Raw genomic sequence first — 26,070 nt, forward strand, 5'->3', positions numbered from 1 at the left:
TTTTTGGGCTGATATATAAAGCGAATATTTTGGGTTATGAGTGCTATTAAACTGTTATGCGATTGAATAAATAAGCAATTGAACTATTGATAATAGTGAATCGTATTATAATAATTATTCCTGCTTTATGCCGATTTTGCGCTTGGTTCAGGTATTATTTGTACAACAAGGTTTTTAAGACATTAATTATGACCCAATTAAGTGCCAAACAGAACATTCAATCGATTGTTAAAGCTATTAAGGCAGAAGAAGCATTACTTCGTCAAAAATACCCATTACTTGAACATCAAAATACCTTAGGGTTAATTATTTTATTGCTGTCGCTTAGCGCATTAATTGGTGTTGGTGTTTTATATTATTTAGCCCTAATACCTGCTTGGGTGTGTATAGTGCTTGCGGCTATTGCTGCGTCTATTTCCCATGAGTTAGAGCACGACCTTATACATAAACAATACTTTAGCAATCAGCCTTTCATGCATAACTTAATGATGTTAGCAGTATGGTTAATGCGGCCAAATACTATTAGCCCATGGTACCGACGTAAAATGCATTTACACCATCACAAAACCTCAGGCACACAACAAGACCTAGAAGAACGCTTGGTGGGAAACGGTATTAAAAATCCATTTTTACGTGCGCTAGTTATTGTAGATGGGTTATTAGGGCTAATTATTTCTACTAAACGTTTTAGAAAAGAAATTAATGGCTTTAGTTTTTCGAGTGTTTTTAATGCGGGATTTCCGATAGCGACTGCGTATTTTGCTGTTTTATATAGCGTTATTTTATTTCATATTGTTGATTTATTTATACCACTTTCGCTAAATTCACCTAGTTGGTTGTTAAGTACAATGGATGTGTTTGAATTTTTAATGGTTGTGCTCATTGTGCCTAATATTATTCGCTCAAGCTCGCTTAATTTTGTTACCTCAAGCATGCATTACTATGGCGGCGTTAATAACATGCTTGAACAAACTCATGTCCTAACGAGTCGTTTATTTATGCCGTTTCACTTATTTTGTTTTAACTTTGGTAAAACGCATACCATTCATCATTTTGTGCCAAATCAGCCGTTTTATTTACGCCAAATGCTAAGTAAAAAAATACTTAAAGTAATGGCGCAGCACAACGTGCGCTTTAATGATTTTGACAGCATTAAAAATGCGAATGCATATAAATAATTACCCCCAACATAAGGGGAGGTTCTGCATTGCTATTCTTATTTTATAGTTTGAATAGCGATTATGTGCCAAGCCCATTACCTGTAAATTTACTCTATCCATCGCAACGTTTATTAAGCCCAACTGTCCGCGCTTTGGTGGACTATTTAGTGCCATTTTTAAATCAACAAAAGCAAAAGTGGTAGGCTTAATTAGCGCTAAAACTTTAAACTAAAAATAGATAAAACCAGTGAAAAGTGAAGTGGCCCTTCATAGTTGAGCATCTAGCTTAAATGGGATTGATTATTGTAGAGCCTTCAGTAATAGTGGTTATAGAGCAAACTAATTATGTTCTCAATAATACATAAGGGCTCGTGCTCATCAATATTATAAAACCAATAAATATAATAAGGACAAACAGGATGAAAAAATCACTAATTTCAATAGCGTTGGGCTTTGCTGCCCTTAGTGCGTTTAATGCCAATGCAAACATTGATCAGCAAGTTAAAAAGATAGAGCAACAGGTTATTGATTGGCGACGTGATTTTCATCAAAACCCTGAGCTTGGAAATCGCGAAACCCGCACAGCAGGTATTGTCGCTAAGCACTTAAAGTCGCTGGGTATAGAAGTACAAACAGGGATTGCTTATACAGGTGTTGTGGGGCTATTAAAAGGTGCAAAGCCTGGCCCGACAGTAATGCTACGCGCAGATATGGACGCGCTGCCAGTTACTGAAAAAGCAGATGTTGATTTTAAATCAACTAAAACCACTAATTACCGTGGTGTAGATGTAGGCATAATGCATGCTTGTGGGCACGACACGCACGTGGCTATGCTAATGGGCGCTGCACAAGTGCTTGCAAACATGAAAGATGAGCTACACGGTAATATTATGTTTGTATTTCAGCCTGCAGAAGAAGGCGCACCAGAGGGGGAAGAGGGGGGCGCTGAGTTAATGCTTAAAGAAGGCATATTTAAACAATACAAACCAGAGGCTGCTTTTGGGTTACACATAACATCTAGTTTGCACAGCGGTAAAATTGGCTATAGAAGTGGCCCTGCAATGGCCAGTGCAGACCGGTTTGAAATAACAGTACATGGCAAGCAGGCACATGGCTCTGCACCGTGGACTGGGGTTGACCCCATTGCCGCAGCTGCGCAAATAGTAACAGGCGTAAATCATATTGTTAGTCGCCAAATCAACATTACCAAAGAGCCTGCTATTGTCTCGTTTGGTAAGATAGCGGGTGGGGTACGTAATAATATTATTCCTGAAGAAGTCGAAATGGTAGGTACAATTCGTAACTTTGATATGGATAACCGAGCACAAATATTTGAAAAAATAAAAACCACAGCCACGCACATTGCTAAATCGTCAGGTGCTACTGCAGATGTACATATTCACGAAGGTTATCCGGTAACGATTAATAACCCAAAGTTAACTGCGCAAATGTTACCTAGCCTTAAAAAAGCAGCAGGTAATGAAAACGTAGTTGAAATGGGAAAAATAACCGGCGCAGAAGACTTTTCGTTTTACGCATTAGAAGTGCCGAGTGTATTTGTATTTTTAGGCGGCACACCAAGTGAGCAAGATTTAAATACAGTGGCTAGTAATCACTCACCTTATTTTTATGCCGACGAATCATCGTTTAAAGTAGGCACTAAGGCGCTCAGCCTGTTAGCTGTTGATTATTTAAACGCACATAAAAGATAGCTTAAACACACCACGTTACGCTATTAGCTTAACGTGGTATTGCTGTTTTATTTAAAACATCGCATCATGTTTGTAGCACTTGCTCAATTTTGAAAAAATCACTCTCAAAAATTAAAAATCTAACCGAACATACAAATGAACCGGCGAGCAGTTTTTTTATATTTTAAAAATAATGAATCGATATTGCCGGTCTTATATCTCGATTCAATCTTCATAAGCATTAAGGATTTAAATAATGGAAATTACTGGAAGCTGTTACTGTGGTGAAATTAAATACCAAGCAAAGTCTCAAAATAACAACGCACTTGTTTGCCATTGTAGCGATTGCCAACGTATGTCGAGCGGCCCATTTAGAGCAGTCATAATTGCAGAGCCAAATTCGGTCGTGTTTACCCAAGGTGAGCCAAAAGAGTTTGTTAAAACAGCGCAAAGTGGTAACAAGCGTGCGCAAGGTTTTTGTGGCACATGTGGTACAACACTTTATGCAACTAACGAAGCTAAAGCTGACCGTGTATATGGCTTGCGTATTGGTGCGGTTGATCAGCGTGATCAGTTTACGCCAACAGCACAAATTTGGGCTAAATCAACATTGAGCTGGTTGAGCGGCTTACACGAAGTACCTGCGTTTGATACAACCCCACAAAACTAGTTAGTTGGGGTTATCAGTATTACTTTTTAGTAAGCGGTTTGAAATTTATTTAACCAAATGACTGTCTACTTATAAGTCAGTCATTTGGAGAATAATATGTGTAGTTCACCTAAAAGCAGCCGAGCAGTGAAAAAAACAGCCATTAGTTTTAATGATGAGCTTACTCAAGAGCAGCGCTTGCGTTTTGCTGCAAAAGCTAATTTAGCACAAGAGCGCCGTGAACAGCGCGAAGTAACGAATAAACGCTATGAGCAAAAGCACGCGAGTAGTAAACCTTCGTCTGGTTTATTTTCGTGGTTACAGCAGCTAGTTAGCTGATTTAGCTAAAGTGGTGTTTTTACCACTGCCCAAACCACATAAAGCACACAGTACTCCGGCAATAGCGCACAACCACAATGGCGCACTCCAACTTCCCGTAGTCGTGTGTAATGCACCAGCTAGCATAGGACCAATAGCCGCGAGCAAATAACCTACGCTTTGCGACATACCTGAAAGCGACGCTGCTTGTTGCGAATCGTCAGTTCGTAAACTAATAAACGACAGCCCCAATATAAAACATGCCCCAGAGCAAAAGCCCAGCATTAGGGTCCAAACAAAAGCAAAGCTAGGCATGTAAAGCAGCCCCAATGCACTGAGTGCACTCAACATGGCTAAAATAAAGCTAAGCGCGCTTTGATCTTTTAATTTGGCAAGTAACGGAATTAATATTAAACCCGGTAATGCAGTCGCTATTTGAAAAGCACCATGATAAGCACCTGCTTGGGTAGCTGAGTGACCAGTTTCGGTTAATATGCTTGGTAACCACGTAATAATTATATAATTTAAAAACGAGTTTAAGCCCAGCATTAGGGTAATTTGCCATGCTAGTAAATAACGCCATACACTTTTTGACGTGTCGGTGTGTTGAGCAATACTCGCGGGTTTTGTGTGCTTACTTAATTGCGACATCCATACAATAATACTCGCCAAAGTAATAAGAGCTGATGAGCCCAGCGCAAGTTGCCATCCTAATCCGTTTAACTGACTAAGCGGAAATACCAAAGTAGAAAACCCACCCGATACCACGCCCATAGTAAGCACGTAGGCTGAGGTCATTAACGCAACCTTTGCAGGGAAGTCGCGCTTAATTAAACTTGGTAATAATACGTTTGCGATGGCAATGCCCACACCAATAATAGCGGAGCCTACAAAAAGCATGGCTGAGGTATTTATTACCCGCGCTGCAACCCCTGCAAGTATAAATAACAAAGCCACAAACAAGGTGCGCTCTAACCCTTGCTTTTTAGCAAGAGTTGCCGCCATTGGCGATGCAACCGCAAAGGCTATGAGTGGCAGTGTTGTTAAAAAACCAGCTTGCGATGCGCTAAGCCCAAAGTGATTAATAATTTGTTCAAGCACAGGTGCAATACCTGTAAATGTGGCGCGTAAATTTGCGGCAATAAGTAATATGCCAAGCACAAGTAATATGCCAGCAAAGCGTGATTTAGGTGTGTTATTTAACAAAAGGGAAGACCATTAAAGCTAATACTTAATGGGCGCTAGTATAAAGGCTTAGTAAAAACTATAATTTAGAGATAATGACATTAAATAACTAAAAACAGACAAAACTATGTTTGATGCAATTGGTTGGGACGACATTAAAAATTTTGAAACTATGGCGCAGCCCATAATAGCCAAAATAGAGCATGCCCATGCAAGTCACGAAATACCACTACATACCCATCCAAAAGGGCAATTAATTTTAGCGCTACATGGTTATGTAACGTGTGAAGTATCGGCCAAAATGTGGATGGTGCCCACGCACAGTGCAATTTGGATCCCAGCACAAAAGGTGCATAGCAATAGGGCGTCTGATAACGCGCAGCTTTGTCATTTATTTATTGATAGTAGTAAAAACGGTATGCCGCTAAATACCTGTACGTTAGCTATTACGCCGTTGGTTAAAGAGCTAATGTGTGAGTTAGCTGGGCATAATCAGCACTATACTTTAAATAGTAAAACAGCGCGTTTAGCGCAGGTGTTATTTGATCAACTTATTGATATGCCCGTACAACCACTGGATTTTGTATTATCTAAAAACGAGGTAATTCAAACCATGAGCGATCAGCTTATAAACAAGCCAAACAACCGAAAAACACTACCACAATGGGCTAAGCAGTTTGCATTAACTGAGCGCACATTAGCGCGGTTAATTAAAAAAGAAACCGGTATGACATTTGGAAAATGGCGTACGCAATTGCATATAATTACAGCCTTAAAAGCGCTTTCTGATAAGCAAAGTGTGCAGCAGGTGTCGGAGTTATTAGGGTATGAGTCGGTGAGTGCATTTATTACTATGTTTAAAAAGGTAATGAAAAAGTCGCCCATGAAATACATGAGCGACTTAAATCAGCTTAGCCCTTAAATAAGCACTACCACGTGTAAGTTGCCGAAAGCATCGCGTTACGAGGCCTTCCCGGGAAGTATCTGTCACCGGTGAAACTGGTGTAATCGGCGCGCTCCGCATAAGCCTCATCAGTTAAGTTAATAATACGAGCAAGTAGCTCAAGATTACTAGTAACTTGCCACTGTGCGCGTAGGCTTAAAACATCATGCCCTTGGTATTTATTTAAGTTTTCTGGGTCGGTGTAGTAGTTACCAACGCGGTGCCACTGCAAAGCAAATTGCGCGTTGTTTAATGCCTGCCATGTTAAATCGAGATTAGCAATATTACGCGGCGCGGTATCTATGTCGTTGCCGTTTATATTTAAACCGTTAAGTATTTGGTTGTTAGTGTAAGTATGCTTTGCGTGAGTGCCAGCAAAGTTAAGCGCAAGCGACTTAGTGAGCTGGTAGTCAAGCTCAAGCTCAATACCACGATGGCGAGAGCTGCCATTATTTACCGTAAAAAAGTCACTATCGCGGTAAATCGTATTGTGTTTACTCATAGCGTAAACCGACACGCCATAACGTAGTTTTTCGTAAATTCCTTTAATACCCAGCTCTGCGTTATTTGCTATTTCGGCGCTTAAATTTGCAGTAGTTTGCTCGCGTTGTAATTGGTATAGTTCAGCCGCTTGTGGCGCTCTGTAACCGCGAGAAAAGTTTGCATAAAGCGTGTTATTTGTATTGTACTGATAACTAACCCCAAGCTTTGGCGATAGATTACTAAAACTATTTTTCCCACTCTCAGGGCGGCTGTATCGGCAGCCGCCAAAGCCGCATTCTGTGCCATCGTCTTTTGTTCTACCTGCTAGCATATTATTGGTGTAGTCGTACTGCATATGCTCGTAGCGCACACCTGCAGTAAGTAACCACTTATTTAATTGCCAATCAACCGATGCAAAAGGGGCATAAAGCGTGGCGTTTACATCGTAATCGTAATGCTTACCTTGGGGTACTGTAGCAACTAAAAATGCAGAACCTTGAGTGGGCTCGTTTTGGCTTTGAGTAAAATCGGCTTGCGTGTATTCGCCATCAAGCCCTAGGTTTATTTTTATATTACGTTGTAAATTATGTTGATAAAGCGATTGCACACCAAAGCCGGTTTGGCTGTTTGTTTCAAGCGGTGTGCCGGGTAAAAAGTGCTTAAAAAAGTCCATGCTTTGGTCGCGAAAATATAACGTAGTAGAGAGCACATCATCGTTATTTAATTGCCATGTTGCATTGCTCCATGCTCTAAATGCGCGTGCTTTTCTAAATGCGTCAGGGTCAAAGTTTTTTTGCGCGAGGTCTTCGTTTTTATAGCTTTCAAAGCCTGTAATAAATCCCGCAGTTTGCTGATCAAGATTTGTATAAGTAAGGCCTGAGGTAAGTAATAAATTATTATTTGAATAGCGATGGCGAATATTTACTTTTTGTTGCTCTACGCTTTCGTCGTCGCGGTAACCTCTATCGTCGGTAACACTTGCGTTAATGCCGATACCGCTGTTGCCGTAATCTTGCCCTGCGCGTAATTTGTAGCGAGTATAACCGTACGAGCCATAATCTAAACCAACTAAGCCACCGCCTTGTGTGGTGTCGGGCGTTATTACATTAATAACACCATGCACAGCGTTTGAGCCATAAAGTGCAGAGCCTGGGCCTTTTAGTACTTCAATTCGCTGCGCCATTTCGCTGTGCGCTTCAAATAACTCGTTTATGTTACAAAACCCAGCGGCTCTCAGTGGTATACCATCTTCTAAGGTTAATATGCCACCACAAGCGCCAGCGCCCGAAAGTACGGGGGAGCGTAGTGCGGGTAAATATTCTTGGCCATTTCCGCGTTGAATATTAGCTCCTGCTACACGTTGCAGGGCTTCTTCAATATGGGTAGGCGCTATGCTATTTAGCTGCGCTTCGCTGAGTGTACTTATTGATAAAGGGAGTGGGGTAGATAGTGCTTCAATACGTGATGCCGTAGTTGTTATGGTTTCTATTGCATCATTATTTTGATTATCGGCAAACGCAGTGTGGCTAAAGGGTAATATCAGCGGCAAAAAATAAGGTTTCATACATTCCTTGAAAGTAATCTATATTGCATTGCCTCTATAATATGCGGTTTTAATATGCATTTAAACTTGTTGCGTTAAAGCGTACGTAACCTATAAATCCGATACGTAATTGATAAAACAAAACAAGCCACAGCAGGAAATACCAAAGCCAGCACTAAGTAATGCTTAAATAAAACGTAGCCGGTTATACCGCCTAGTAAAAAGCCTGCAATAATGAGTAAAAACATAACGCCTTTACGGGTATCAAATTGCTCACCTTTAAGCGCTTTACCTAGCATTAAACCAAGGTCAGTAAAAATACCGGTTAAATGTGTCGTACGTATAACAGCACCACTGTAATTAGTTGCTAGCGCATTTTGTAACCCACACGCAGCAGACGTTAAAACAATGCCATAAACGAATGTGTTTTTGAGTAAATAAGCACTCGCAAGTAGCAGCAATCCTTCAATAAAAAGCAAAGTGTCGTAATGACGACCAAGTTTTAATGAGCCACCAGAGAGCAAAAAGCCCGACAGTGCCGAACCCAACATAAAGCTAATAATTATTGAAAGTAGCAATAAAGCAGCACTGGGATTAGTTATTGCTTTAATACCAAGTAAAGTAACAGAGCCAGATACATGCGAAATAGCCTGGTGCTCAAATCCCAATAAGCCTACAGCGTTTACTATGCCCGCTATAAATGCGAGCGTAAACGCGCCATATTCAACCCACTTTGGTAGTTTTGTAAACATTGGTTATCTCTTAACGTGTACAGTGTTAATTATTGAGTTTGTGCTTTAAAGCGCTTTATTTGCTCATCAACTAATTTTGTATCTATTACGCCACGCTTAAAAGCAATGTAAGTAGGAAACGTAAACTCATTGAACTGCCTAGCGTATACGTTTTGATATTCCTTTGAGTACCACAAACCTGCTTGATAGTTAGTTATTGCGTATTCAACGCGATTTTTTTCTAGCAGCTCAAAAGTGTCTTTAGTTGAAAGTGAGCGAAGCAGATTATTCTCATCAAGTTTATACTTTTTAGCAATAACCTCAGGCACAGCAACACCGCGTAGCATCGCTATTGGGGTATTTGATAAATCGTCAGTGAGTAGTTTATCTTTGTTTAAAGCAAATAAACCATACTTAGTAGTATGCAAGGGCACGCTTGTAAAATCTAAATACTTTGCTCGTTCCTCTGTATTGGCCAAAGAGAAATAGCAGTCGTAGTAGCCCAGCGCCATTTCTTTTTTAACGCGCGCCCATGGTAGATGAATTACGTCAATTTTAAGATTCAAATTACGCTCAATAAAGGTTAAGTATTCAATATCTAAACCTGTGAACGTATCGCTTTTCTCATCAAATATAGTAAAAGGCGGGTAGTGAGTTGTTACGCAGCGCAAAGTCTTACTTGGCGCTGCAAGTAATAATGAAGGTAAAGTTAAAGCTAAAAACAGAAATATTGCGCGCATAAATAAAAATTCGATATCTTTTAAAATACATAAATTGAACGCCAATTATACAGTTACTGAGCTTAATTGCATTGATCTAAGTATTTTTACCTAGCGTATAAGTTAAATTTTGTGAGATATACCATGTTTAACGCAGAGCAGCAGTCACGCATTATCGAAATGGCGTGGGAAGATAGAACCCCTTTTGAGGCAATAGAGCAGTTATACGGATTAAAATACCCGCAGCTGGTGGTATTTATGCGCGAACATATTTCAAAAGGCAGTTTTAAAGTGTGGCGTAAACGCCATGCTGGTCGTAAAACAAAACACTTAAAATTACGCGATCCCGCTATTATGCGAAGCCACTGTAAAACACAATATAAACAACGTTAAATAAGTGTAAGTTGTTTCATATGATGTTCAGCCGTGTTTGTTAACCTTTAGCTATTAATTACGCTAGAGATTATTTATGAGAGCACTAACATACACAGCACTAATAGCATTGGCTTTATGTTCAATAAGCGCAGTTGCGAAACCGCATAAAGATAAGCATGGTCATAAACACGGCCATAATAAGCATCATTCACATAAACACAACGACAATGACTACCTTTCTAAAAAAGAGGCAAACCAGTTAATTCGCGCAGGTTGGACGCCACCAGGGCTAAGTAAAAGCTACCACCGAGGCGACTATTTAGATCGTGATTTATACAAACGAGGTAGAGTGATTGAACGCTCTAGAGATAATGGTACAGTGAGTATTGAAATAGACCGTACAGTTATCCATATGGTGCACGACACCCGAGAAATACTTTCAATTTTAAGTCGCTAAATTAACTTTATAAGGATATTAAAATGCTTATTGCGCTGGCTATAATTATTGGCTTTTTTTTACTGGTTACCTTGTTGCCTATGTCGTACAGCCAGCATTACTTAGTGCGTAGCTGCGACTTTGTGCGCTTACAGGTATTTTATATTGCCAGTTTTGTAGCCGTTACATCGTTGTTTTTATTATGGCAAAGTAGCGCAATAGGTTATGTATTTATAGCCTTAACCTCATTATTTATAATGATTTTACAAGGTAAATGGATTTACCCGTATACGTGGCTTGCTAAAAAAGAAGTGCAAAGCGCACCAAAGCATATAGATCACAGCGTACGAATTATGTCGGCAAATGTACTGATGTCGAACCATAAAAGTGAGCAGCTAATTAGCCTTGTAGATGAGCACCAACCCGACCTACTTATTACACTTGAGAGTGATAGCTGGTGGGAAAATAAATTATCAGTCATTAAAAAAAATTACCCGTATTACATAGAATGCCCTAAAGACAATCGTTATGGCATGCACTTATACAGCAAGTTTAAAATACTCGATGCACAAATATGTGAGCTAATAGAAGAAGATATTCCCTCAATTCATATTTTGTTTGAAAACGATGAAGGCCTGCAAATGCAAGGTCACTTTATTCACCCCGCACCACCAAGCCCGACCGAAGAAGACTCATCGCGCCCGCGCGACTCTGAGCTAATAATGGTGGCTAAAGCACTTAAAAACCCAACACGACCTACCATAGTTGCCGGTGATTTAAACGACGTAGCATGGTCGCGTAGCACCCGTTTGTTTATGCAAATAAGTGGCTTTTTAGACCCTCGAAAAGGCCGTGGTTTTTATAACACCTTTCATGCAAGCTACTTTTTTATGCGTTGGCCGCTCGATCACTTATTTCACAGCGAAGGCTTTAAAGTAAAGCGTATTAAGCGCTTAGCTAAGTATGGCTCTGATCACTTTGCACTCCTTACTGAGCTTTCTTACGAAAACGCTAATCAGGAGTCACTAGAAGATAAACCCGATGAGCTTAAGCAAGAAGAAATTCAAGAGCTTGCTATGAATAAGGCAGATAAGCGAAAAGTGCCGAGGTTTGAGGAAAAGTTATAGCTATTAGGCAGTGTAGGTCGGATAAGCGAAGCGCCATCCGACACAGTAAAATACCTTGCCAGTTATAATCATTATTTATGTTGTCGAGTGGCAGGAGAGTGCCAATTGCAAACAGTGGTAACGCCTTACTAATAGGCGCATAAATGCTTGGCTAAAATTAGCGACGAAGGAGCGCAAGCCAAGTGTTTTGCGTCCTTTTGAGTAACTTGTTAGGTGTATGCTTGCCAAATTAACGTGCACAAAGTGAAAATTGAAAACGTTGCATAAATAAAAATACCAAACCAAAAACCACTTGGTGACTCACTACGTTTTACCGTAATTGATTTCACTTCTATTTCACCATTTTTTACAGCGTGAACACAATAAACAAGCAAGAATGGGCATAAGAATATAAAAACTATAGTAGCTACGAAATCACCGTACCCGTCGGTCTGTGGAGTAAAAACTAATCCCAGTAATGTTGCGAGGCAACCTAAGATAAAAATAATTTTCAAGAGTCTAGAAGTGTTCACTCTTAATACACCTAACGCCCCAATATGCCGACGAAACGAGCGCAGCGAGTTGAGGTCGGAATAATTGGTTTGTTATACGCGCTTTTCAACGTAGTGCATCCCCCACTTGTTTGCTGCTGCAAGCATAAAGCTGAAGTAAACAATTGAGAATACGCCACCAAGAAATGAGGCGCTACCTTGTTGAAAAAATATGGATTGAAAGACATTTATTAACAGATAGATTAGCGAAATAAACCAAACAGCTTTCATCGCGTTGTCGTAAACATTGTTTTTGAGAATGCCACTGTGTTGTTGAAAGCTAAAAAATAAACTCGCTAGCTTACAAGTTAGCCAAACCATGAAGAGTGAACCTATTGAAATAAATATCGCTGAGGAGACTTCCTGAGTAGCCGCACCAATAACAAGTGCAGCTATGCACCAAGCTAAAGGGAATTTAAACCCTAATTTTTCGGTAGCGATAAGGTAATTTGGTTTTTTAGGCAACATATCTATCCCTGAAACTCATAGCGTATAACGCTTTGCTAATGGGAAAATACTGCGTATTGGCCGGAACGGCCAGCAGTAATTTTCCCAGTGAGTTTACGAACGAAATTTAGCAACTTGCTATACCTTTACGATGAACTGCAAAAAACCAAAAAACGACAGCACCAATTGAACCTATGCTGCTACAAATTAATAGTTGAGTAAATAAATCTGATTGAGTGTCATTACCAAATGGCTTAAAGCCATAAATAAATACTGAAGCACAGATTAAAGCTGAAATAATGTACCAAGTTACATTTTTATAGTTGTAATGGCTCAACAACAAATGAATTGGTATGGCAAACAAAATTACCGAAATGGATGCAACAACCGTTGCGACGAAGGCTGCGGAAAGGGCTAATAGAAAACCGGAATACGCGCCTCCAGCAAAGCTAACTAAGAACAGAAGTAGTGAAATGAAAAAGACCACAACAATGGATGTTAGGCTAGCAATCAATATATGCTTCATTATTTCCTAGGTATAACGCTTACATAAGCGGAAAATTATAGTTGGCTATAATGTTTGAGGAACGAAAAACAGCCAACTGTAATTTTTCCGTTTAATGTTCTTGTTATATTACAACTTACGCCGATGTTTAAAATACTTAAATAGTTCGTAGCACAAAATAATTAGGTAACCACCTAAACAAATTTGACCAATTAAAACCATACCAGGACGACCACAAGCACCAGCTGGACCAATAATTCCGTAACTATCAAGATTGAATAAAATAAAAGGGAAATAACCAAAACCTAAGACTAAAAGTGCAGGAACCCATAATCTAGACCTCTGATGAGACAACCTAATTAGCAGTGAAATAACCGCAACTAAAAGGGAAAATAGAACTAATAAATCAAATAGATTATTGTGCTCCTCAATCAATCCTTTAGGCGGAAACATACAAGCTTGAGTAGTGAAAGATAAGACAGACAACGATAGAAAACTAAGAAACTTCACCACAACTCCTTTTGTAATATAACAATTTAATAGTGCGCTCATCGCGCATATTTCTGCCGACGTCACGCTCATTTTTCTGAATGATATAGTTTTAACAAATAGTTTAAGGTATTACTATTACTAAGTTTCTGAAACTTTAAAGAAAAGATAAATAGAACAATATGCGCTCAGCGCTCATTTTCATGAATATATGCGCAAAGAGCAGCCTTACCAATCAATTCACGACGATATTTGGCCAATCTCAATGACCGCTTATCGCTCATTGTTGCCTGTCAGGTTAAGTCTAGTGAAATAGATTGCATTGCATTGCATAGTTAAAGTTTTTATATTGTTCGGCAATATTTTATTTGGTGCTAATAAAGCACTGCGTGCAAAGGAAAGCATGTGAATTATAAAAAAATATACTACCCAGTTAAGGCGCTTGCTGTTTTATCTTTAGTTGCTGTTGCTATTAAGTACTGGATGCCAACTGAAATTGGCTTTGCGTTTATGCTGTTGCCTTATTTGCTTCTATATTTTTTAGCTAACGCTAAAAACTATAAAAATAAACGGCTCATTTTTATTAGAATTATAGCTGCATTACTTACTATTACTTTAGCGGCAGTACTTGTCTTTGGTATTGAACCTGACCCTCAAGCTGGGATTGGTATTATGTTTTTGCTGATAATGCAGCTAGCTGCAATTAGTGCCTCTGAATTTATTATATTATTCTTTTATGTTGATAATGATTAAAAAGCAAACTGCTCATTTACAGTTATTACTGTGTAGTTACTTTGCGGTTTGAACTTAGTAGAGACTAAGCTCTTCTTTAATCTAATTTTAAAGTTAAAAAACCTAAAAGCGGTTACCCACTTTTAGGTTTTCTAATGTATTAGTATTTAAAGCTAAATTAGCTATTGATCATAATACATTTGATATTCACAAATTCGCGCATACCAAAGCCGCCGTGCTCTCGGCCGTAGCCACTTTCCTTAACACCACCAAACGGTAGGTTAGGTTGTGCTAAACCGTAACCGTTAATGTTAATCATGCCGGTGTCGAAGTACTTTTTAGCAAGTTCAATGGCTTTTTTCTCATCTTTAGAGAAAATACCGCCGCCTAAACCGTAGCGAGAGTCGTTAGCGATGCGCATTGCATCGTCGTTGTCTTTGGCTTTAATAAGCGAAGCTACTGGGCCAAATAATTCGTCGTCATAGGCTGGCATACCAGGGGCTAAGTTATCTAGTAGAGTAGGTGGGTAGTAATAGCCTGTTTGCGAAGGTATTTCGCCGCCCGTTACTATGTTTGCACCTGCTTTAACTGATTCCATTACTTGGTCGTGAATGCCGTCGCGTAAATCTTCACGAGCCATTGGGCCTAAGTCTGTATCGTCAGCCATTGGGTCTCCCATTTTCATGGCTTCAAATTGCTCTTTAATTTGCGCTTTAAAGTCATCATATAGTGACTCTACAACAACAAAACGTTTAGCTGAAACACACGTTTCACCGTTATTGATCATGCGCCCGGTTACACAGGTTTTAACTGCAAGCTCTAGGTCTGCGTCATCAAGTACCAAGTAAGCGTCGTTACTACCAAGCTCTAACACTGTTTTCTTAACGTATTTACCTGCTTCTTCTGCTACTTTTTTACCTGTCGCATCACTACCGGTAAAGGTTACGCCGCTAATTGCTTTGTGCGAAATTAAAGAACTGGCTGTTTTGCCGTCGATAAGTAAATTGTTAAAGCAATACTCTGGGAAACCAGCTTGTTTAAATAGCTCTTCTATTTTTTCAGCCATGCCAAATACATTACCAGCATGCTTTAATACGGTTGTGTTACCCGCCATGATGTTAGCAGCACTGTAGCGAATTACCTGATAAAGCGGAAAGTTCCATGGTTGAATGCCTAATAGTACACCTGTTGGTTGGTAGCTGATAATTGCGCGGCCGCCGTCCATATCACGTTCTTCGTCAGCAAGTACTTGTGGGCCTTGTTCGGCTGTATAACGACAAATTCCTGCACATAGTTCAACTTCTTGAAAGCCTTGCTCGTAAACTTTACCCATTTCTTCGGTCATGAGTTTTGCAATAGCTTCTTTTTGATCTTCAAAGAGTGAGGCTAACTTATTAAGGTATTTTGCACGTTCAGTGAATGACGTTAATCGCCATTTTAAATATGTTTCGTGAGATTTTTCGATTACCTGTTCTGCTTCCTTTTGAGAAAGTAGTGTATAGGTTTCAATGGTTTGCTCAGTTGCGGGATTAATCGTTTTAACTGTGTTACTCATTTCTATCTCCTTACAAATTTAGTTATTTAAAAGGTGCAAGGCTAGAGCCAGTTTTTATAAAAAGTTGATTTTGTTTTTATCCATCTGATTTTATTAATTAAATTTATATTTTTGCTGAAGGAGGATTTTTTAAATATAAAAATTGAGGTGCTCGAGGTAGTAAAATATTCTGGGCGTTGCAAAATTTACAACACCCTCTGGGGCAAACACAGAGCTTTATATTAGCTCCTTTGCAATGCGCTTTAATAAGTAAGTTTCTCGTAAAATAGAAAGCCCTTGTTTTTCACTGTTAGCAATGGTGCGCTCGTTATGTGCAATTGCGTCGTTAATATCAACCCATTTGGCTGTCATGCCATTTTGCTGCTCGTAATGCTCTAACTGCGCTTTGCCAAACTTGTCGGCAATACTGCATACAAAGCAATACGATTTAATATGAATAATATCAAAATCGTCTTTATACCAAGGGCGATACTCTTCATAGAGTCCAAAAGCTTTAACTACACTTATTTGTTGTGCACCGGTTTCCTCGCTTAGTTCGCGAATTAAGCCTTGCTCAATACTTTCGCCGTCATCTACTCCACCGCCGGGCAGGCTGTAGTCTTCATAACGGTTTGTATACATTAAAAGTATTTTATTATTTTTAATTACAATAGCGCGAGCTGTTAAGCGTGTAAATTGAGTACCTTGGTCAATATTAATACCTGAATGTATTAAGGTTTTTAATTGCTGCATTTCGTCTCCTTTTTTAGGTTTTTAATAATAATAGTTGCTACCATTCTATAAATAGAAACGGTTTTAATTATTAATCATAATTTGTGATCGATTTTTTTCAGCATACGTAAATGTTAGGTTGGTAACATTAATAGCATTTAATCGCTTAAGTTTATTTTAAAAATTAGATTCTGGGCGCACCTTTAAATTAATATCTAGGATGCGTAGAATAAGAAAAAAGCATAGGGATTTATCATGTTAGACATACTTTTAGTAGATGACGACGTTGAATTTAGTGACGTTGTTTGCCACATAGTCGAATTCCTCGGCCACAATATAAGCACAGCTACCAGTTTAAAAGAAGCACATCAATGGTTTGAAAATAATGCCTTTGATCATGTGCTGCTTGATTTTATGCTGCCTGATGGTAGCGGTTTGCACTTACTTGATCACTTAAAAACGATTGGGCAATCTCCAAAAATTACACTTATTTCGGGCCATCCTTCAGTTAAAGGTATTTTAGCTGATATGTGTGAGCCAAATGTAGGGCATTTATTAAAACCATTACAACGTGAAGATTTAGAACTCGTTTTAAATGGCCCTAAAAAAGCAGTTAAAAAAGCAAAGTCGAGCGGTATTGTACGCCACTTTGGCGGTTTAATTGGTGAATCTGAGCCAATGCAAAAGCTTTACAACATGATTGAACGCGTAGCTAAAACAAATGCTAACGTGATGCTTATGGGTGAAAGTGGTGCAGGTAAAGAAGTAGTGGCTCAAGCTATTCATAACGCAAGCCAGTGCGAAGGGCCATTAGTTGCTAGCAACTGTGGCGCACTTTCAAAAGAGTTAATTGGTAGTGAGTTATTTGGCCACGAAAAAGGCGCATTTACAGGCGCAATTGCACGTAAAGAAGGTGTATTTGAGCAATCAAATAACGGTACTTTGTTTTTAGATGAAGTAACTGAAATGCCAATTGATATGCAGCCAAATTTACTGCGAGTGCTTGAAACTAAAAAGGTAACACGCGTAGGTGGTAACAGAGAAATACCAACCAATTGCCGTGTTATTTCAGCTACTAACCGCTCGCTTACCGATTTGGCACAAAATAATGTTATTCGTGAAGATATTTACTTTAGGTTGGCTGTTTTTCCTATTGATATACCGCCACTTCGCGATAGAAAAGAAGATGTACCTTTATTAGCGAAAGCCTTTTTAGATCAACTTAATGACGAAAACGGCACTGCCTTTAGTTGGACTGCCGCACAGCTCAAAGAGCTGCAAAGCTATGAATGGCCGGGTAATGTGCGAGAGCTCCGCCATGCTATACACCGTGCATTTATTATGAGCGACCCACAAACCAGCGACATTATTTTACCTGATAACTTAGAGTCACCCTTTTCGCGCGTTAATAATCAAGCTGCCGAAAAGCCTGTATCAGCAGGGCAAACAATTGAAGAAGTTGAAAAAGAACTTATTCATGCAACGCTTGATAAGGTGCAAGGTAATAAAACGCTTGCTGCACAAATGCTGGGTATTAGTACTAAAACACTTTATAACCGCCTTAATGCATATGGCGGTATTGGCGAATATAAATAGATTTGAGGAAGGGCATGACATCCGATAACCAAACAGAGCAACTCAATAAATTAGTACACGATGCAAGAGGGCCGCTAAATCGTATTTCGATGAATGCTGAGCTGATTAAATTGGTACTTGAAAACGATATGCCAAAAGAAAAAGCGTTAGATGCACTTGATAAAATTATTAATAATTGCCAACAGTGCAGCGAAAGTTTGCAAAAAATATCAGACTCTCAATAAATATTAAGTGTTGTATAAACTTTAATTCGGGAAGCTAAATGAGCAAGAAAAAACAGCAAGGTAAAGCGAATATCACTTGGGCAACATTTATGGTGGTTGTGCTAGGTATTATTGTGGGCAACGCATTTTTAGCATTGAATACGATTCAAGGCTTAACACAAACCCAAAAAAGTTTAGACAACACTAGCATGCTAACCACTGCAATTGAGAAGCTGCATCTATCCATAGTGCAGGCTGAGTCTGGGCAGCGTGGTTATTTATTGACAGAAGAGACTGACTATTTAACGCCGTACTACGATGCTGTAGGCCAAATTGAAGCGCAAACAGATCATGTCAAGTCGCTTCACTCTGAGATTGACGGTCAAGCTGAGCGTATAGCCCAGTTGTTAGTTCTTGTAGATAGTAAAATTAAAGAATTAAAACAAACTGTAAACCTTGCGCTAAATGACAAAGAAAGTCGTGCGTTGTATGTACTAAATACGCATAAAGGAAGAAAGCTTTATAAGCAAATTAGAGAGTATGTTAATGAAATTCAAGACCGTGAATTACTCTTTAAAGTAAGCCATTTTTCTAAATTAGCACAGATTAAAAATGAAGCTAAAATTACATTCGCTATAACAGCAATAACGAGTGCGTTACTGATTATTGGTATGTTTATTATGACGCGCCTTAATTTAAGAAATGCAGCACAATATCGTTTTGAGCTTGAAAAACAAAACGAAACATTAGCAATGAAGGTTTCTGAGCGGACACAAGAGCTAACATTATATTCAGATGAATTGAGCCGTAGTAACCGAGAGCTTGAAGAGTTTGCTTTTGTAGCAAGTCATGACTTACAAGAACCTCTTAGAAAAATCCAAGCCTTTAGCGACCGTCTTGAAACCATGTTTAAAGATGAATTGGGTGAAAAGGGGATGGATTACATTGGGCGCATGAAAAATGCAGCGCAGCGTATGTCTAATTTAATAAACGACTTATTAGAGTTTTCGCGAATTACAACGCGTGGTAAAGATTTTGATGACACGAATTTAAATGAAGTTGTAGCTGATATATTAAGTGATTTAGAGATAGCGATAAAAGAGTCTGAAGCACAAATTGATGTAGATGATTTGCCAGTTATTCAGGCAGATAAAAGCCAAATGCAGCAGCTGTTTTTAAATTTGTTGTCGAACGCTGTTAAATTTAGGTGTCCCGACGTAAACCCACACATAAAAATTAGTTATCAAGATGAAGATATTTTCAGCTCTGATCATAATACTCATTTAAGTTTTCAAGTTATTACCATAGAAGATAACGGTATTGGTTTTTCACAAGACTATGCCGATAAAATATTTGTACCGTTTCAGCGCTTGCATGGACGCTCACAATATAAAGGCACGGGTATTGGCCTTTCTGTATGTAGGCGTATTGTGGAGCGCCACGGCGGAACAATTACAGCCCAAAGTAAAGACGGTGAAGGTGCAACCTTTATTATAAAACTACCTGTGGAAGCTGAGCTTTTCACATTGCAAGGAGAGGCTTAAATGCCCTATTCAAAAGTAAAACCGATTACTATTTTAATGGCAGACGACGATGAAGATGATCGTTTGTTAACACAAGATGCCCTTGCTGAAAGTCGTGTACTTAACGAGCTTCATTTTGTTGAAGATGGCGTTGAGTTGCTTGAGTATTTAGAGCGTAAAGGTAAGTTTGAAGACAAAGCAGTTTCGCCGCGTCCTGGACTTATATTACTTGATTTAAATATGCCTAGAATGGATGGCCGTGAAGCGCTTGAAGCTATAAAAGGAAACCCTAACTTAAAGGGAATTCCGGTTGTTATATTAACTACGTCTAAACAAGAAGAAGACATGGTTAAAGGGTATAACTTAGGTGCTGCATCTTACATTACAAAACCAGTAACGTTTGATGGTTTGGTTGATTTGATGAAAACGCTAGGAAAATACTGGGTAGAATTTGTAGAGCTACCGACAACATTTAACGATTAATGGAGATTGTATGTTAGATAAAGTGACTCAGTTGCTGCTTGTAGAAGACGATGAAGATGATTACATACTCACCTGCGACTATCTGGACCAATTGGATTCACACACGTTTAACATTCAATGGATAAGCTCTCCAGAGCAGGCAATTGCAACGCTTAGTAAAAATGAGCACGACATTTGCCTGCTTGATTACCGCTTGGGTGCATCGAATGGTTTAGATGTATTAAAAGAAGCAATTGCCAATGGCTTTAGCGGTCCCATTATTATGCTTACCGGGCAGTCAAACGACGAGTTAGACTCGGCGGCGCTTGATGCCGGTGCAGTAGATTACTTAATTAAAACAGAAATGAGTTCGAGCCGCTTTGCGCGTGCTATTCGTTATGCTTTGGCACGTAAAGATGTTGAAGGCGAGAGAGTAGAACGCTTAAAAGCTGAAGCCGAAAACCGTTCAAAAGATCGATTTTTAGCTCATTTGAGTCATGAGTTACGTACTCCTCTATCGTCTATTTTAGGCTACACCGAACTGTTAATGCAGAGCGATTTTAGTCAGCAAGCTGAAAATGAATTGGGTGTTATTTATCGAAACGGTAAACACTTATTGAGCTTGTTAAACGACGTGCTCGACTTATCTAAAATAGCAGCCGATAAACTGGAACTGACCCTAAGCGAAGTTAACCTTGATAGCATGCTTGCCGATGTATACACGCTAATGCGCGTATCGGTGCTTGATAAGGGCCTTACGCTGCGCTTTGAATCACATCAGCCATTACCTTTGGTTGCACGACTGGATGCAACAAGAGTTCGTCAAATTTTAATAAATCTAATAAACAATGCGGTTAAATTTACCGATAAAGGCGAAATTGTTGTTAATGCGTGGATGCAATGGGTTGATGATCGCGAAATGCTATTTTTTAGCATTAAAGATTCAGGTATGGGCATTGCCCCTGAAAAACAAGAACTCATATTTAAGCCATTTGAACAAATAGCCGATGTAGAATCACGCTCTGTAGGTGGCGCAGGCTTAGGTTTGGCAATATGTGCTGAATTGTTAGCGCGTATGCACGGTGATATTAGTTTGCACTCTGAAATAGGCAAAGGTTCTACATTTACGATTTCGGTATATCCAGGTGATATTAGCGAAGTAGAACGACAAGTACTTAATTTTAGTAGTGCCCCACAATTACAAAGTAAATCGGCTCCATGCAAAGTGCATGGGCGAGTGTTAGTGGTTGATGATTTACGTGATTTACGCATGCTAGTTGGTCATATGATCAGTACCTGTGGTGCGCGCGTAGATTATGCCGAACATGGCCAACAAGCACTTGAAAAAGTACGCATAGCAGATGCGTATAAAGCGCCTTACGATATTATTTTTATTGATATTCATATGCCTGTAATGGGCGGCAAGGAAGCTACCATAGAGCTTAGAAAAATGGGCTACAAAGGCCCAATAATTGCGCTCACTGCCGCTACGATGAAAGGCATACATGAGGAGCTTGCTGCACTTGGTTTTAACGATGTAATACCAAAGCCTGTTGATAGCGCGGCTTTATATCAATGTTTGCAAGATTACTTGGTAGCGCCAGAGCATGCACCGCAAGCTAAAGATATAAATTGTAGTAATGGCTTAACCGAGAAAAAGCAGCGCTTTTTACTTGTGGAAGACGATCACGATGCAGCGCAAATTACGCAGCTACTTTTAGAAAGTTTAGGCGTTGAAACCGTCATTGCGTCTAGCTGCGCACAATGTTTGCAAATACTTAATCACGATCAGCAATTTAATAAGATATTATTAGATATGCATTTACCTGATGGTCGTGGCGTTGACTTAGGCCAGCAAATTAATGAACGATATCCTGAATTACGTTTAGTGATTGTAAGTGGCGCAGAGCCAGATCCAAGAGAAATAAAAGATTTAAATATTGACCGAGTTTTACTTAAACCTATTAATTTGAGCTTACTTGAAACGCTTATTAGCTAGGGCCTGTTTATCTTTCGAGGTTAAATTTGCAGCAGTTTGTTTGGTGTTTAGGCAAGGCAGAGTCTATGTAGTGTGGTTATTCCCCATAAATAGGCGATAACGTAGCACAAATGCCAAATATGCGCTGCCCGAAGGGTTCTGCCCAGGGGCTATTTACTCTTTGTTGCTCGGTTTTTACTTATTCGTACAGGGATGTAAGTCAGTAGAATAACGCAGGAGCAGTTATCGAGCCCACTAGGTTACAAATCTCGCGCCGCGATTAAATAGCCCCTAGATTGAACAAATTTTAATCCCGAAAGGTCAACAGGTCCAATAACTGAGACATTATTTATATGCATTCAATAAAGTTAGTATCTGAAGAATTAACACCATCAAAAGTAGTGTGTGTTGGTCGTAATTATACCGCACACATTGCAGAGCTAAATAACGAAACGCCAGATCAAATGGTTTTATTTAATAAGCCAAATAGCGCAATTACTAATACGTTATTTGCAGCTCACAACGGCGATACGCTGCATTATGAAACCGAGCTATGTTTTGTAGTTAAAGATAAAAAATTTGCAGGTGTTGGACTCGGCCTTGATTTAACTAAGCGTACTGTGCAAAGTAAATTAAAAAATAAAGGGCTTCCATGGGAGCGCGCTAAAGCGTTCGACGGCTCTGTGATTTTAACTGATTTTGTAGCGCTAACTGATGCAATGAAGCACTTTACCTTTGAACTTAAAATTAATAATGAAGTGATTCAGCGAGGTGATACTCATTTTATGCTGCACAACCCTGACTCAATTTTACAAGAAATTAGTGAATTTATGAGCTTAGAAGACGGTGATGTAATAATGACAGGTACACCGTCGGGCGTAGGTGAGGTAACAGCTAAAAGTATTTTTGCAGTGGCGCTTTATGCTAATGATCAGTGTTTGCTTGAGCATCAGTGGCAAGTAAGTAAAAATTAATGACTTGCTGTTGGTAGTGTTTATCAAAGTCAGTAAAGGTGGTTTTAAGCCAATTATGCTGACTTTGTTGATACTCAGGCGATTGAAGTACATTATTTTTTAATGCGCGGTTAATTTTTTTAAGGGCTTGCTCTGCAAAATTATTAGGTGCTTTAGCCGCACAGCCTATTGCTCCTCTTATAAATTGAATGTCATTTTCTGCAATTGGCACACTTTCTATATTCGTATACTCCCCTTGTTCATTAAAGTAATCAGCCATAAACGGGTAATCAATTGAGTAGTCTAAAAAGCCGTGACTCAAGCGTGCTATAACAGCCTGACTTTCATTTTCGCTACTCCAACTTAACGAAGACTCTTTATCTCGTTTTGTATTTTCAATAATTGTATTAATTTTAGTTGTAAATTTACGTGCAGCCGCTTGCCCGTATACATATTGCGGGTCGGTTAATAAATTAATAAGGTGAATAGGCGAGCCGTGCTTTTCTTCTAATTGCGGCTTTAGCTCTTTAGTCGTGATAATTGAAAATGGGGGATATACCGTTGTTGGATTTGAGTAGTTAAGTTGTTGGTTATTATTTTTTTTATAAATAACACACGGAAAACATACATTTTTTCCTTCATTTAAATATTTATTTATACGCTGCTGAGGAACAATTAAGCGAGTATGTTTTACATCAGTTATGGTTCTAATGAGTTGCTCGGTTAGGTTGTCGCAAATACCGCCTTGTGGTGCGCTTTCACTTTTAGCTATATGAAAAGGGGGCGTGTAACTTTGCAGCCAAATAATCTCTTCTAGAGGTTGTACTTTTTGCTCAACGGCGTGCGCGTTGAATACAATTAATAAGCAAAATGCATAGTATCCGTTTTTCAGCATTGATAAGTGTTCGTTGAATTAAGAAAACTTAATAAAAGTATAGTGTTGATTGTAGTAGGGTCAAATATTTTAGTTTAAAAGCAACCTCATTCAAGGCTGCTTTTAACTCATACATTCTTAATAAGGCATCGGATGGTTTCTAAATATGGTGTTAATCTCACTAAGAATTTCGTCGTTTAGCGTTATGCTAAATGCGTCTATATCTTCCTTTAGTTGAGCTATAGATGTTGCCCCAATAATTGAAGAAGTTACGCCATCTACTTGGTTACACCATGCTAAGGCTAGTTGTGCTGGAGTAATATTGTTTGCATGAGCCAGCTCAACATACTGCTTAGTTGCTTGCTCTGCATTGGGTGTATCTCTAAAAATGCCGTTGCGCTGCATGAAGGTCCAACGAGAACCTTCAGGGCGAGCACCGTTTAGGTATTTTCCCGTTAATAAACCGGCTGCTAAAGGCGACCACGGTAAGTAGGCAATATCTTCGTGTACACATTGTTCTATTAAATACGGCCAGTCTTTAGCGTGCGCTAAGCTAAACTCATTTTGAATAGATACCATACGCGGTAAGTTATGCTCTTTGGCCAAACTTAAAAACTGGCTTATACCCCATGGTGTATCGTCAGATAAACCGCAGTGTTTAATTTTACCTGCTTTAACACATTCATTAAGGCCTTCTAGAATATCAAGCATACTAGCTTGCTGCTCTTGTGTATTTACGTCGGTAAATTTAAGAGTGCCGGGCCATTGTCTGCCAAAGTGAGGGGTAGAGCGGTTTGGCCAATGTAGTTGATATAAATCAATGTAGTCTGTTTGAAGTCGCTTAAGTGAATCATCCACGGCTTCTATTACTGTTTGGCGAGTAATATTGCCGCCATCACGTACCCACGATAATCCATTGCCTGCAATTTTTGTAGCTAGTACCACATCGCTGCGCTTTTGCTGATTACGCGATAGCCAATTGCCAATAATTTCCTCGGTTTTACCATAGGTCTCTGGCGAAGGAGGTACAGCATACATTTCGGCTGTATCAATAAAGTTTACGCCTTGCTCTAGCGCGTAGGCTATTTGTTCATCAGCGTCGCTTTGAGTATTTTGTTTACCCCAAGTCATACTCCCTAGGCACACTCGAGATACGTTTACGCCACTGCTACCTAGTGGGTTGTATTGCATAAAAATTCCTTAACTAAATTAGTTTTGAGCATGGCTGATTAAAGCCGATAAAAGAGGCTCGGAGATTGGGGCTTTTTGCCCTGTAGTAAAATCAAACATTACAACTTTAGATGCACCCGTAGTCGTTATTGCTTTTTGTGCATGGCTGTAAACGGTGTAGTTCATGGTAAAGCGATCTGTTTTAAGATCTGTAATTGTAACGCCTACAGTGAGTGTGTCGGGAAAAGTTACTGGGCGTTTATAGCGAACGTTATTTTCGCTTATTACTGGGCCCACACCGTTTGGGCTTATTGTATCGAACAGATTTATTTTATTTAAAAAGTCGATTCGGGCTATTTCAAAGTAACGTAAATACACTACATTATTTACGTGCTGTAGCGCATCCATATCAGCCCATGCTACGGTGATATCGGTATGAATAGGGTGCTGATCTTTAAACGTTTGCATTATTTATTGGCCCTTGATTTTCAAAGTACTTAGATTATCAACATGGTGTTACGAGCTCAAGGTAATTAATGGCATGTTTTTTTTATAAGATGATTGTACCTGTTTAATTTTAGGTCTACAGTTAAATTACACAGACACACACAAAAACACACAAAGGTAATAATATGCAGAATATAATTAATTGGTCCTTAGCTTGTTTGGTTTTTATAGCCTCTTTTACCTGTTACGCGATGGGGAATGAATCTGGCGCTATCATTTTAATGTTGGCAGGATTTTTATTTGAGGTTATGTATTGGCTACGAGGTTATAAGAGATCGGAGGACAATAAACACTTTTTTTAATCGTTAACTAGGGCCTGTTGACCTTTCAGGATTAAAATTTGTTCAATCTAGGGGCTATTTAATCGCGGCGCGAGGTTTGTGACCTAGTGGGCTAAGTAAAAACCGAGCAACAAAGAGTAAATTGCCCCTAGGCAGAACCCTTGGGGCAGCATATGTTTGGCATTTGTGCTACG

Annotated in this window: 27 protein-coding genes; 15 read left to right on the top strand and 12 right to left on the bottom strand. The window is 39.3% G+C overall.

From position 1 onward, the window contains the following. Positions 1-188: 188 nt before the first annotated feature. From H5088_RS06195 to H5088_RS06210, 4 genes are all read left to right on the top strand, one after another. Entirely contained in the window at positions 189-1,178 is a 990-nt protein-coding gene (locus tag H5088_RS06195; protein ID WP_182752449.1) for a fatty acid desaturase, read from the top strand. Between the two features lie 401 nt (positions 1,179-1,579). Beyond that, complete coding sequence (locus tag H5088_RS06200; RefSeq protein WP_182752450.1) at positions 1,580-2,872, top strand: amidohydrolase; 1,293 nt, start codon at positions 1,580-1,582, stop codon at positions 2,870-2,872. Positions 2,873-3,107: 235 nt separating this feature from the next. After that, positions 3,108-3,521 carry a GFA family protein gene (locus H5088_RS06205; protein ID WP_007377055.1) on the top strand — a complete coding sequence of 138 codons (414 nt, stop codon included), beginning with the start codon at positions 3,108-3,110 and terminating at the stop codon, positions 3,519-3,521. Positions 3,522-3,617: 96 nt separating this feature from the next. Beyond that, entirely contained in the window at positions 3,618-3,839 is a 222-nt protein-coding gene (locus tag H5088_RS06210) for a hypothetical protein (RefSeq protein ID WP_033020540.1), read from the top strand. Here the strand turns inward: H5088_RS06210 and H5088_RS06215 are convergent. Then, positions 3,828-5,024 (bottom strand): MFS transporter, encoded by a 1,197-nt coding sequence (locus tag H5088_RS06215; RefSeq protein ID WP_182752451.1) that lies wholly within the window; start codon positions 5,022-5,024, stop codon positions 3,828-3,830. The genes H5088_RS06210 and H5088_RS06215 overlap by 12 nt on opposite strands. Before the next feature lie 106 nt (positions 5,025-5,130). Here H5088_RS06215 and H5088_RS06220 point away from each other — a divergent pair, with 106 nt between their 5' ends. Then, positions 5,131-5,925, top strand: coding sequence for a helix-turn-helix domain-containing protein (locus tag H5088_RS06220; protein WP_182692930.1), 795 nt, complete (start codon positions 5,131-5,133; stop codon positions 5,923-5,925). A 7-nt stretch (positions 5,926-5,932) separates the two neighbouring features. Here H5088_RS06220 and H5088_RS06225 read toward each other — a convergent pair whose 3' ends face one another. From H5088_RS06225 to H5088_RS06235, 3 genes are all read right to left on the bottom strand, one after another. Beyond that, positions 5,933-7,993 (bottom strand): TonB-dependent receptor, encoded by a 2,061-nt coding sequence (locus tag H5088_RS06225; protein ID WP_182752452.1) that lies wholly within the window; start codon positions 7,991-7,993, stop codon positions 5,933-5,935. Between the two features lie 74 nt (positions 7,994-8,067). Next, positions 8,068-8,724 (bottom strand): YoaK family protein, encoded by a 657-nt coding sequence (locus H5088_RS06230; protein ID WP_182752453.1) that lies wholly within the window; start codon positions 8,722-8,724, stop codon positions 8,068-8,070. 29 nt (positions 8,725-8,753) lie between these two features. After that, positions 8,754-9,443, bottom strand: coding sequence for an ABC transporter substrate-binding protein (locus H5088_RS06235; RefSeq protein WP_182715748.1), 690 nt, complete (start codon positions 9,441-9,443; stop codon positions 8,754-8,756). Positions 9,444-9,566: 123 nt separating this feature from the next. Between H5088_RS06235 and H5088_RS06240 the strand changes: the two genes are divergently transcribed. The 3 genes from H5088_RS06240 (at position 9,567) to H5088_RS06250 (ending at position 11,360) form a co-directional block, all read left to right on the top strand. Then, positions 9,567-9,815 carry a TIGR03643 family protein gene (locus H5088_RS06240; protein ID WP_024595124.1) on the top strand — a complete coding sequence of 83 codons (249 nt, stop codon included), beginning with the start codon at positions 9,567-9,569 and terminating at the stop codon, positions 9,813-9,815. Between the two features lie 76 nt (positions 9,816-9,891). Next, entirely contained in the window at positions 9,892-10,254 is a 363-nt protein-coding gene (locus tag H5088_RS06245; protein ID WP_182752454.1) for a hypothetical protein, read from the top strand. Between the two features lie 23 nt (positions 10,255-10,277). Continuing rightward, on the top strand, positions 10,278-11,360 hold the full coding sequence (locus tag H5088_RS06250) for an endonuclease/exonuclease/phosphatase family protein (RefSeq protein WP_182752455.1): 1,083 nt from the start codon (positions 10,278-10,280) through the stop codon (positions 11,358-11,360). Between the two features lie 584 nt (positions 11,361-11,944). On the opposite strand, the gene H5088_RS06255 is transcribed toward H5088_RS06250, so the two are convergent. The 3 genes from H5088_RS06255 to H5088_RS06265 all read right to left on the bottom strand — a co-directional run bounded on the left by H5088_RS06255 (position 11,945) and on the right by H5088_RS06265 (position 13,352). Continuing rightward, positions 11,945-12,358 carry a hypothetical protein gene (locus H5088_RS06255; RefSeq protein ID WP_182752456.1) on the bottom strand — a complete coding sequence of 138 codons (414 nt, stop codon included), beginning with the start codon at positions 12,356-12,358 and terminating at the stop codon, positions 11,945-11,947. A 106-nt stretch (positions 12,359-12,464) separates the two neighbouring features. After that, a complete protein-coding gene (locus tag H5088_RS06260; RefSeq protein ID WP_182752457.1) occupies positions 12,465-12,863 on the bottom strand; it encodes a hypothetical protein in 399 nt (132 codons plus the stop codon). 108 nt (positions 12,864-12,971) lie between these two features. Beyond that, positions 12,972-13,352 (bottom strand): hypothetical protein, encoded by a 381-nt coding sequence (locus tag H5088_RS06265; RefSeq protein WP_182736794.1) that lies wholly within the window; start codon positions 13,350-13,352, stop codon positions 12,972-12,974. A gap of 384 nt (positions 13,353-13,736) precedes the next feature. On the opposite strand from H5088_RS06265, the gene H5088_RS06270 reads away from it, so the two are divergent. After that, positions 13,737-14,084: a hypothetical protein gene (locus tag H5088_RS06270; protein ID WP_182752458.1), complete on the top strand. Its 348-nt coding sequence runs from the start codon at positions 13,737-13,739 to the stop codon at positions 14,082-14,084. 157 nt (positions 14,085-14,241) lie between these two features. Here H5088_RS06270 and H5088_RS06275 read toward each other — a convergent pair whose 3' ends face one another. Together H5088_RS06275 and H5088_RS06280 are read right to left on the bottom strand one after the other, a co-directional pair. Continuing rightward, positions 14,242-15,618 (bottom strand): NAD-dependent succinate-semialdehyde dehydrogenase, encoded by a 1,377-nt coding sequence (locus H5088_RS06275; protein WP_182732771.1) that lies wholly within the window; start codon positions 15,616-15,618, stop codon positions 14,242-14,244. A gap of 216 nt (positions 15,619-15,834) precedes the next feature. Next, positions 15,835-16,350: an NUDIX hydrolase gene (locus H5088_RS06280; RefSeq protein WP_182711478.1), complete on the bottom strand. Its 516-nt coding sequence runs from the start codon at positions 16,348-16,350 to the stop codon at positions 15,835-15,837. A 234-nt stretch (positions 16,351-16,584) separates the two neighbouring features. On the opposite strand from H5088_RS06280, the gene H5088_RS06285 reads away from it, so the two are divergent. From H5088_RS06285 to H5088_RS06310, 6 genes are all read left to right on the top strand, one after another. Continuing rightward, positions 16,585-17,925, top strand: a complete 1,341-nt coding sequence (locus H5088_RS06285) for a sigma-54 dependent transcriptional regulator (protein ID WP_039485084.1) — start codon at positions 16,585-16,587, stop codon at positions 17,923-17,925. 14 nt (positions 17,926-17,939) lie between these two features. After that, positions 17,940-18,149 (top strand): histidine kinase, encoded by a 210-nt coding sequence (locus H5088_RS06290; protein WP_039485081.1) that lies wholly within the window; start codon positions 17,940-17,942, stop codon positions 18,147-18,149. A 38-nt stretch (positions 18,150-18,187) separates the two neighbouring features. Continuing rightward, positions 18,188-19,672 (top strand): ATP-binding protein, encoded by a 1,485-nt coding sequence (locus H5088_RS06295; RefSeq protein WP_182752459.1) that lies wholly within the window; start codon positions 18,188-18,190, stop codon positions 19,670-19,672. After that, the gene (locus tag H5088_RS06300; RefSeq protein WP_039485075.1) at positions 19,673-20,134 is read left to right on the top strand and encodes a response regulator; all 462 of its coding nucleotides are present in this window, start codon (positions 19,673-19,675) and stop codon (positions 20,132-20,134) included. It begins immediately after the preceding gene. A 10-nt stretch (positions 20,135-20,144) separates the two neighbouring features. After that, a complete protein-coding gene (locus H5088_RS06305; protein ID WP_182752460.1) occupies positions 20,145-22,112 on the top strand; it encodes a hybrid sensor histidine kinase/response regulator in 1,968 nt (655 codons plus the stop codon). 332 nt (positions 22,113-22,444) lie between these two features. After that, positions 22,445-23,065, top strand: a complete 621-nt coding sequence (locus H5088_RS06310; protein ID WP_149602190.1) for a fumarylacetoacetate hydrolase family protein — start codon at positions 22,445-22,447, stop codon at positions 23,063-23,065. On the opposite strand, the gene H5088_RS06315 is transcribed toward H5088_RS06310, so the two are convergent. The 3 genes from H5088_RS06315 to H5088_RS06325 all read right to left on the bottom strand — a co-directional run bounded on the left by H5088_RS06315 (position 23,016) and on the right by H5088_RS06325 (position 25,556). After that, the gene (locus H5088_RS06315; RefSeq protein ID WP_182752461.1) at positions 23,016-23,939 is read right to left on the bottom strand and encodes an ABC transporter substrate-binding protein; all 924 of its coding nucleotides are present in this window, start codon (positions 23,937-23,939) and stop codon (positions 23,016-23,018) included. The genes H5088_RS06310 and H5088_RS06315 overlap by 50 nt on opposite strands. 117 nt (positions 23,940-24,056) lie before the next feature. Continuing rightward, complete coding sequence (locus H5088_RS06320) at positions 24,057-25,109, bottom strand: aldo/keto reductase (protein WP_154903473.1); 1,053 nt, start codon at positions 25,107-25,109, stop codon at positions 24,057-24,059. 18 nt (positions 25,110-25,127) lie between these two features. Next, a complete protein-coding gene (locus H5088_RS06325) occupies positions 25,128-25,556 on the bottom strand; it encodes a thioesterase family protein (RefSeq protein ID WP_002958095.1) in 429 nt (142 codons plus the stop codon). Positions 25,557-26,070 lie beyond the last annotated feature (514 nt).

The sequence above is a fragment of the Pseudoalteromonas sp. SR43-3 genome (assembly GCF_014163875.1).
Classification (GTDB): Bacteria; Pseudomonadota; Gammaproteobacteria; order Enterobacterales; family Alteromonadaceae; genus Pseudoalteromonas; species Pseudoalteromonas distincta.

Bases quoted from the DNA above. Each gene is read 5' to 3' on its own strand.
- H5088_RS06195 (WP_182752449.1), top strand. From the start codon at position 189: ATGACCCAATTAAGTGCCAAACAGAACATTCAATCGATTGTTAAAGCT.
- H5088_RS06200 (WP_182752450.1), top strand. From the start codon at position 1,580: ATGAAAAAATCACTAATTTCAATAGCGTTGGGCTTTGCTGCCCTTAGT.
- H5088_RS06205 (WP_007377055.1), top strand. From the start codon at position 3,108: ATGGAAATTACTGGAAGCTGTTACTGTGGTGAAATTAAATACCAAGCA.
- H5088_RS06210 (WP_033020540.1), top strand. From the start codon at position 3,618: ATGTGTAGTTCACCTAAAAGCAGCCGAGCAGTGAAAAAAACAGCCATT.
- H5088_RS06220 (WP_182692930.1), top strand. From the start codon at position 5,131: ATGTTTGATGCAATTGGTTGGGACGACATTAAAAATTTTGAAACTATG.
- H5088_RS06225 (WP_182752452.1), bottom strand. From the start codon at position 7,993: ATGAAACCTTATTTTTTGCCGCTGATATTACCCTTTAGCCACACTGCG.
- H5088_RS06230 (WP_182752453.1), bottom strand. From the start codon at position 8,724: ATGTTTACAAAACTACCAAAGTGGGTTGAATATGGCGCGTTTACGCTC.
- H5088_RS06235 (WP_182715748.1), bottom strand. From the start codon at position 9,443: ATGCGCGCAATATTTCTGTTTTTAGCTTTAACTTTACCTTCATTATTA.
- H5088_RS06240 (WP_024595124.1), top strand. From the start codon at position 9,567: ATGTTTAACGCAGAGCAGCAGTCACGCATTATCGAAATGGCGTGGGAA.
- H5088_RS06245 (WP_182752454.1), top strand. From the start codon at position 9,892: ATGAGAGCACTAACATACACAGCACTAATAGCATTGGCTTTATGTTCA.
- H5088_RS06250 (WP_182752455.1), top strand. From the start codon at position 10,278: ATGCTTATTGCGCTGGCTATAATTATTGGCTTTTTTTTACTGGTTACC.
- H5088_RS06255 (WP_182752456.1), bottom strand. From the start codon at position 12,358: ATGTTGCCTAAAAAACCAAATTACCTTATCGCTACCGAAAAATTAGGG.
- H5088_RS06260 (WP_182752457.1), bottom strand. From the start codon at position 12,863: ATGAAGCATATATTGATTGCTAGCCTAACATCCATTGTTGTGGTCTTT.
- H5088_RS06275 (WP_182732771.1), bottom strand. From the start codon at position 15,618: ATGAGTAACACAGTTAAAACGATTAATCCCGCAACTGAGCAAACCATT.
- H5088_RS06280 (WP_182711478.1), bottom strand. From the start codon at position 16,350: ATGCAGCAATTAAAAACCTTAATACATTCAGGTATTAATATTGACCAA.
- H5088_RS06285 (WP_039485084.1), top strand. From the start codon at position 16,585: ATGTTAGACATACTTTTAGTAGATGACGACGTTGAATTTAGTGACGTT.
- H5088_RS06290 (WP_039485081.1), top strand. From the start codon at position 17,940: ATGACATCCGATAACCAAACAGAGCAACTCAATAAATTAGTACACGAT.
- H5088_RS06295 (WP_182752459.1), top strand. From the start codon at position 18,188: ATGAGCAAGAAAAAACAGCAAGGTAAAGCGAATATCACTTGGGCAACA.
- H5088_RS06300 (WP_039485075.1), top strand. From the start codon at position 19,673: ATGCCCTATTCAAAAGTAAAACCGATTACTATTTTAATGGCAGACGAC.
- H5088_RS06305 (WP_182752460.1), top strand. From the start codon at position 20,145: ATGTTAGATAAAGTGACTCAGTTGCTGCTTGTAGAAGACGATGAAGAT.
- H5088_RS06310 (WP_149602190.1), top strand. From the start codon at position 22,445: ATGCATTCAATAAAGTTAGTATCTGAAGAATTAACACCATCAAAAGTA.
- H5088_RS06315 (WP_182752461.1), bottom strand. From the start codon at position 23,939: ATGCTGAAAAACGGATACTATGCATTTTGCTTATTAATTGTATTCAAC.
- H5088_RS06320 (WP_154903473.1), bottom strand. From the start codon at position 25,109: ATGCAATACAACCCACTAGGTAGCAGTGGCGTAAACGTATCTCGAGTG.
- H5088_RS06325 (WP_002958095.1), bottom strand. From the start codon at position 25,556: ATGCAAACGTTTAAAGATCAGCACCCTATTCATACCGATATCACCGTA.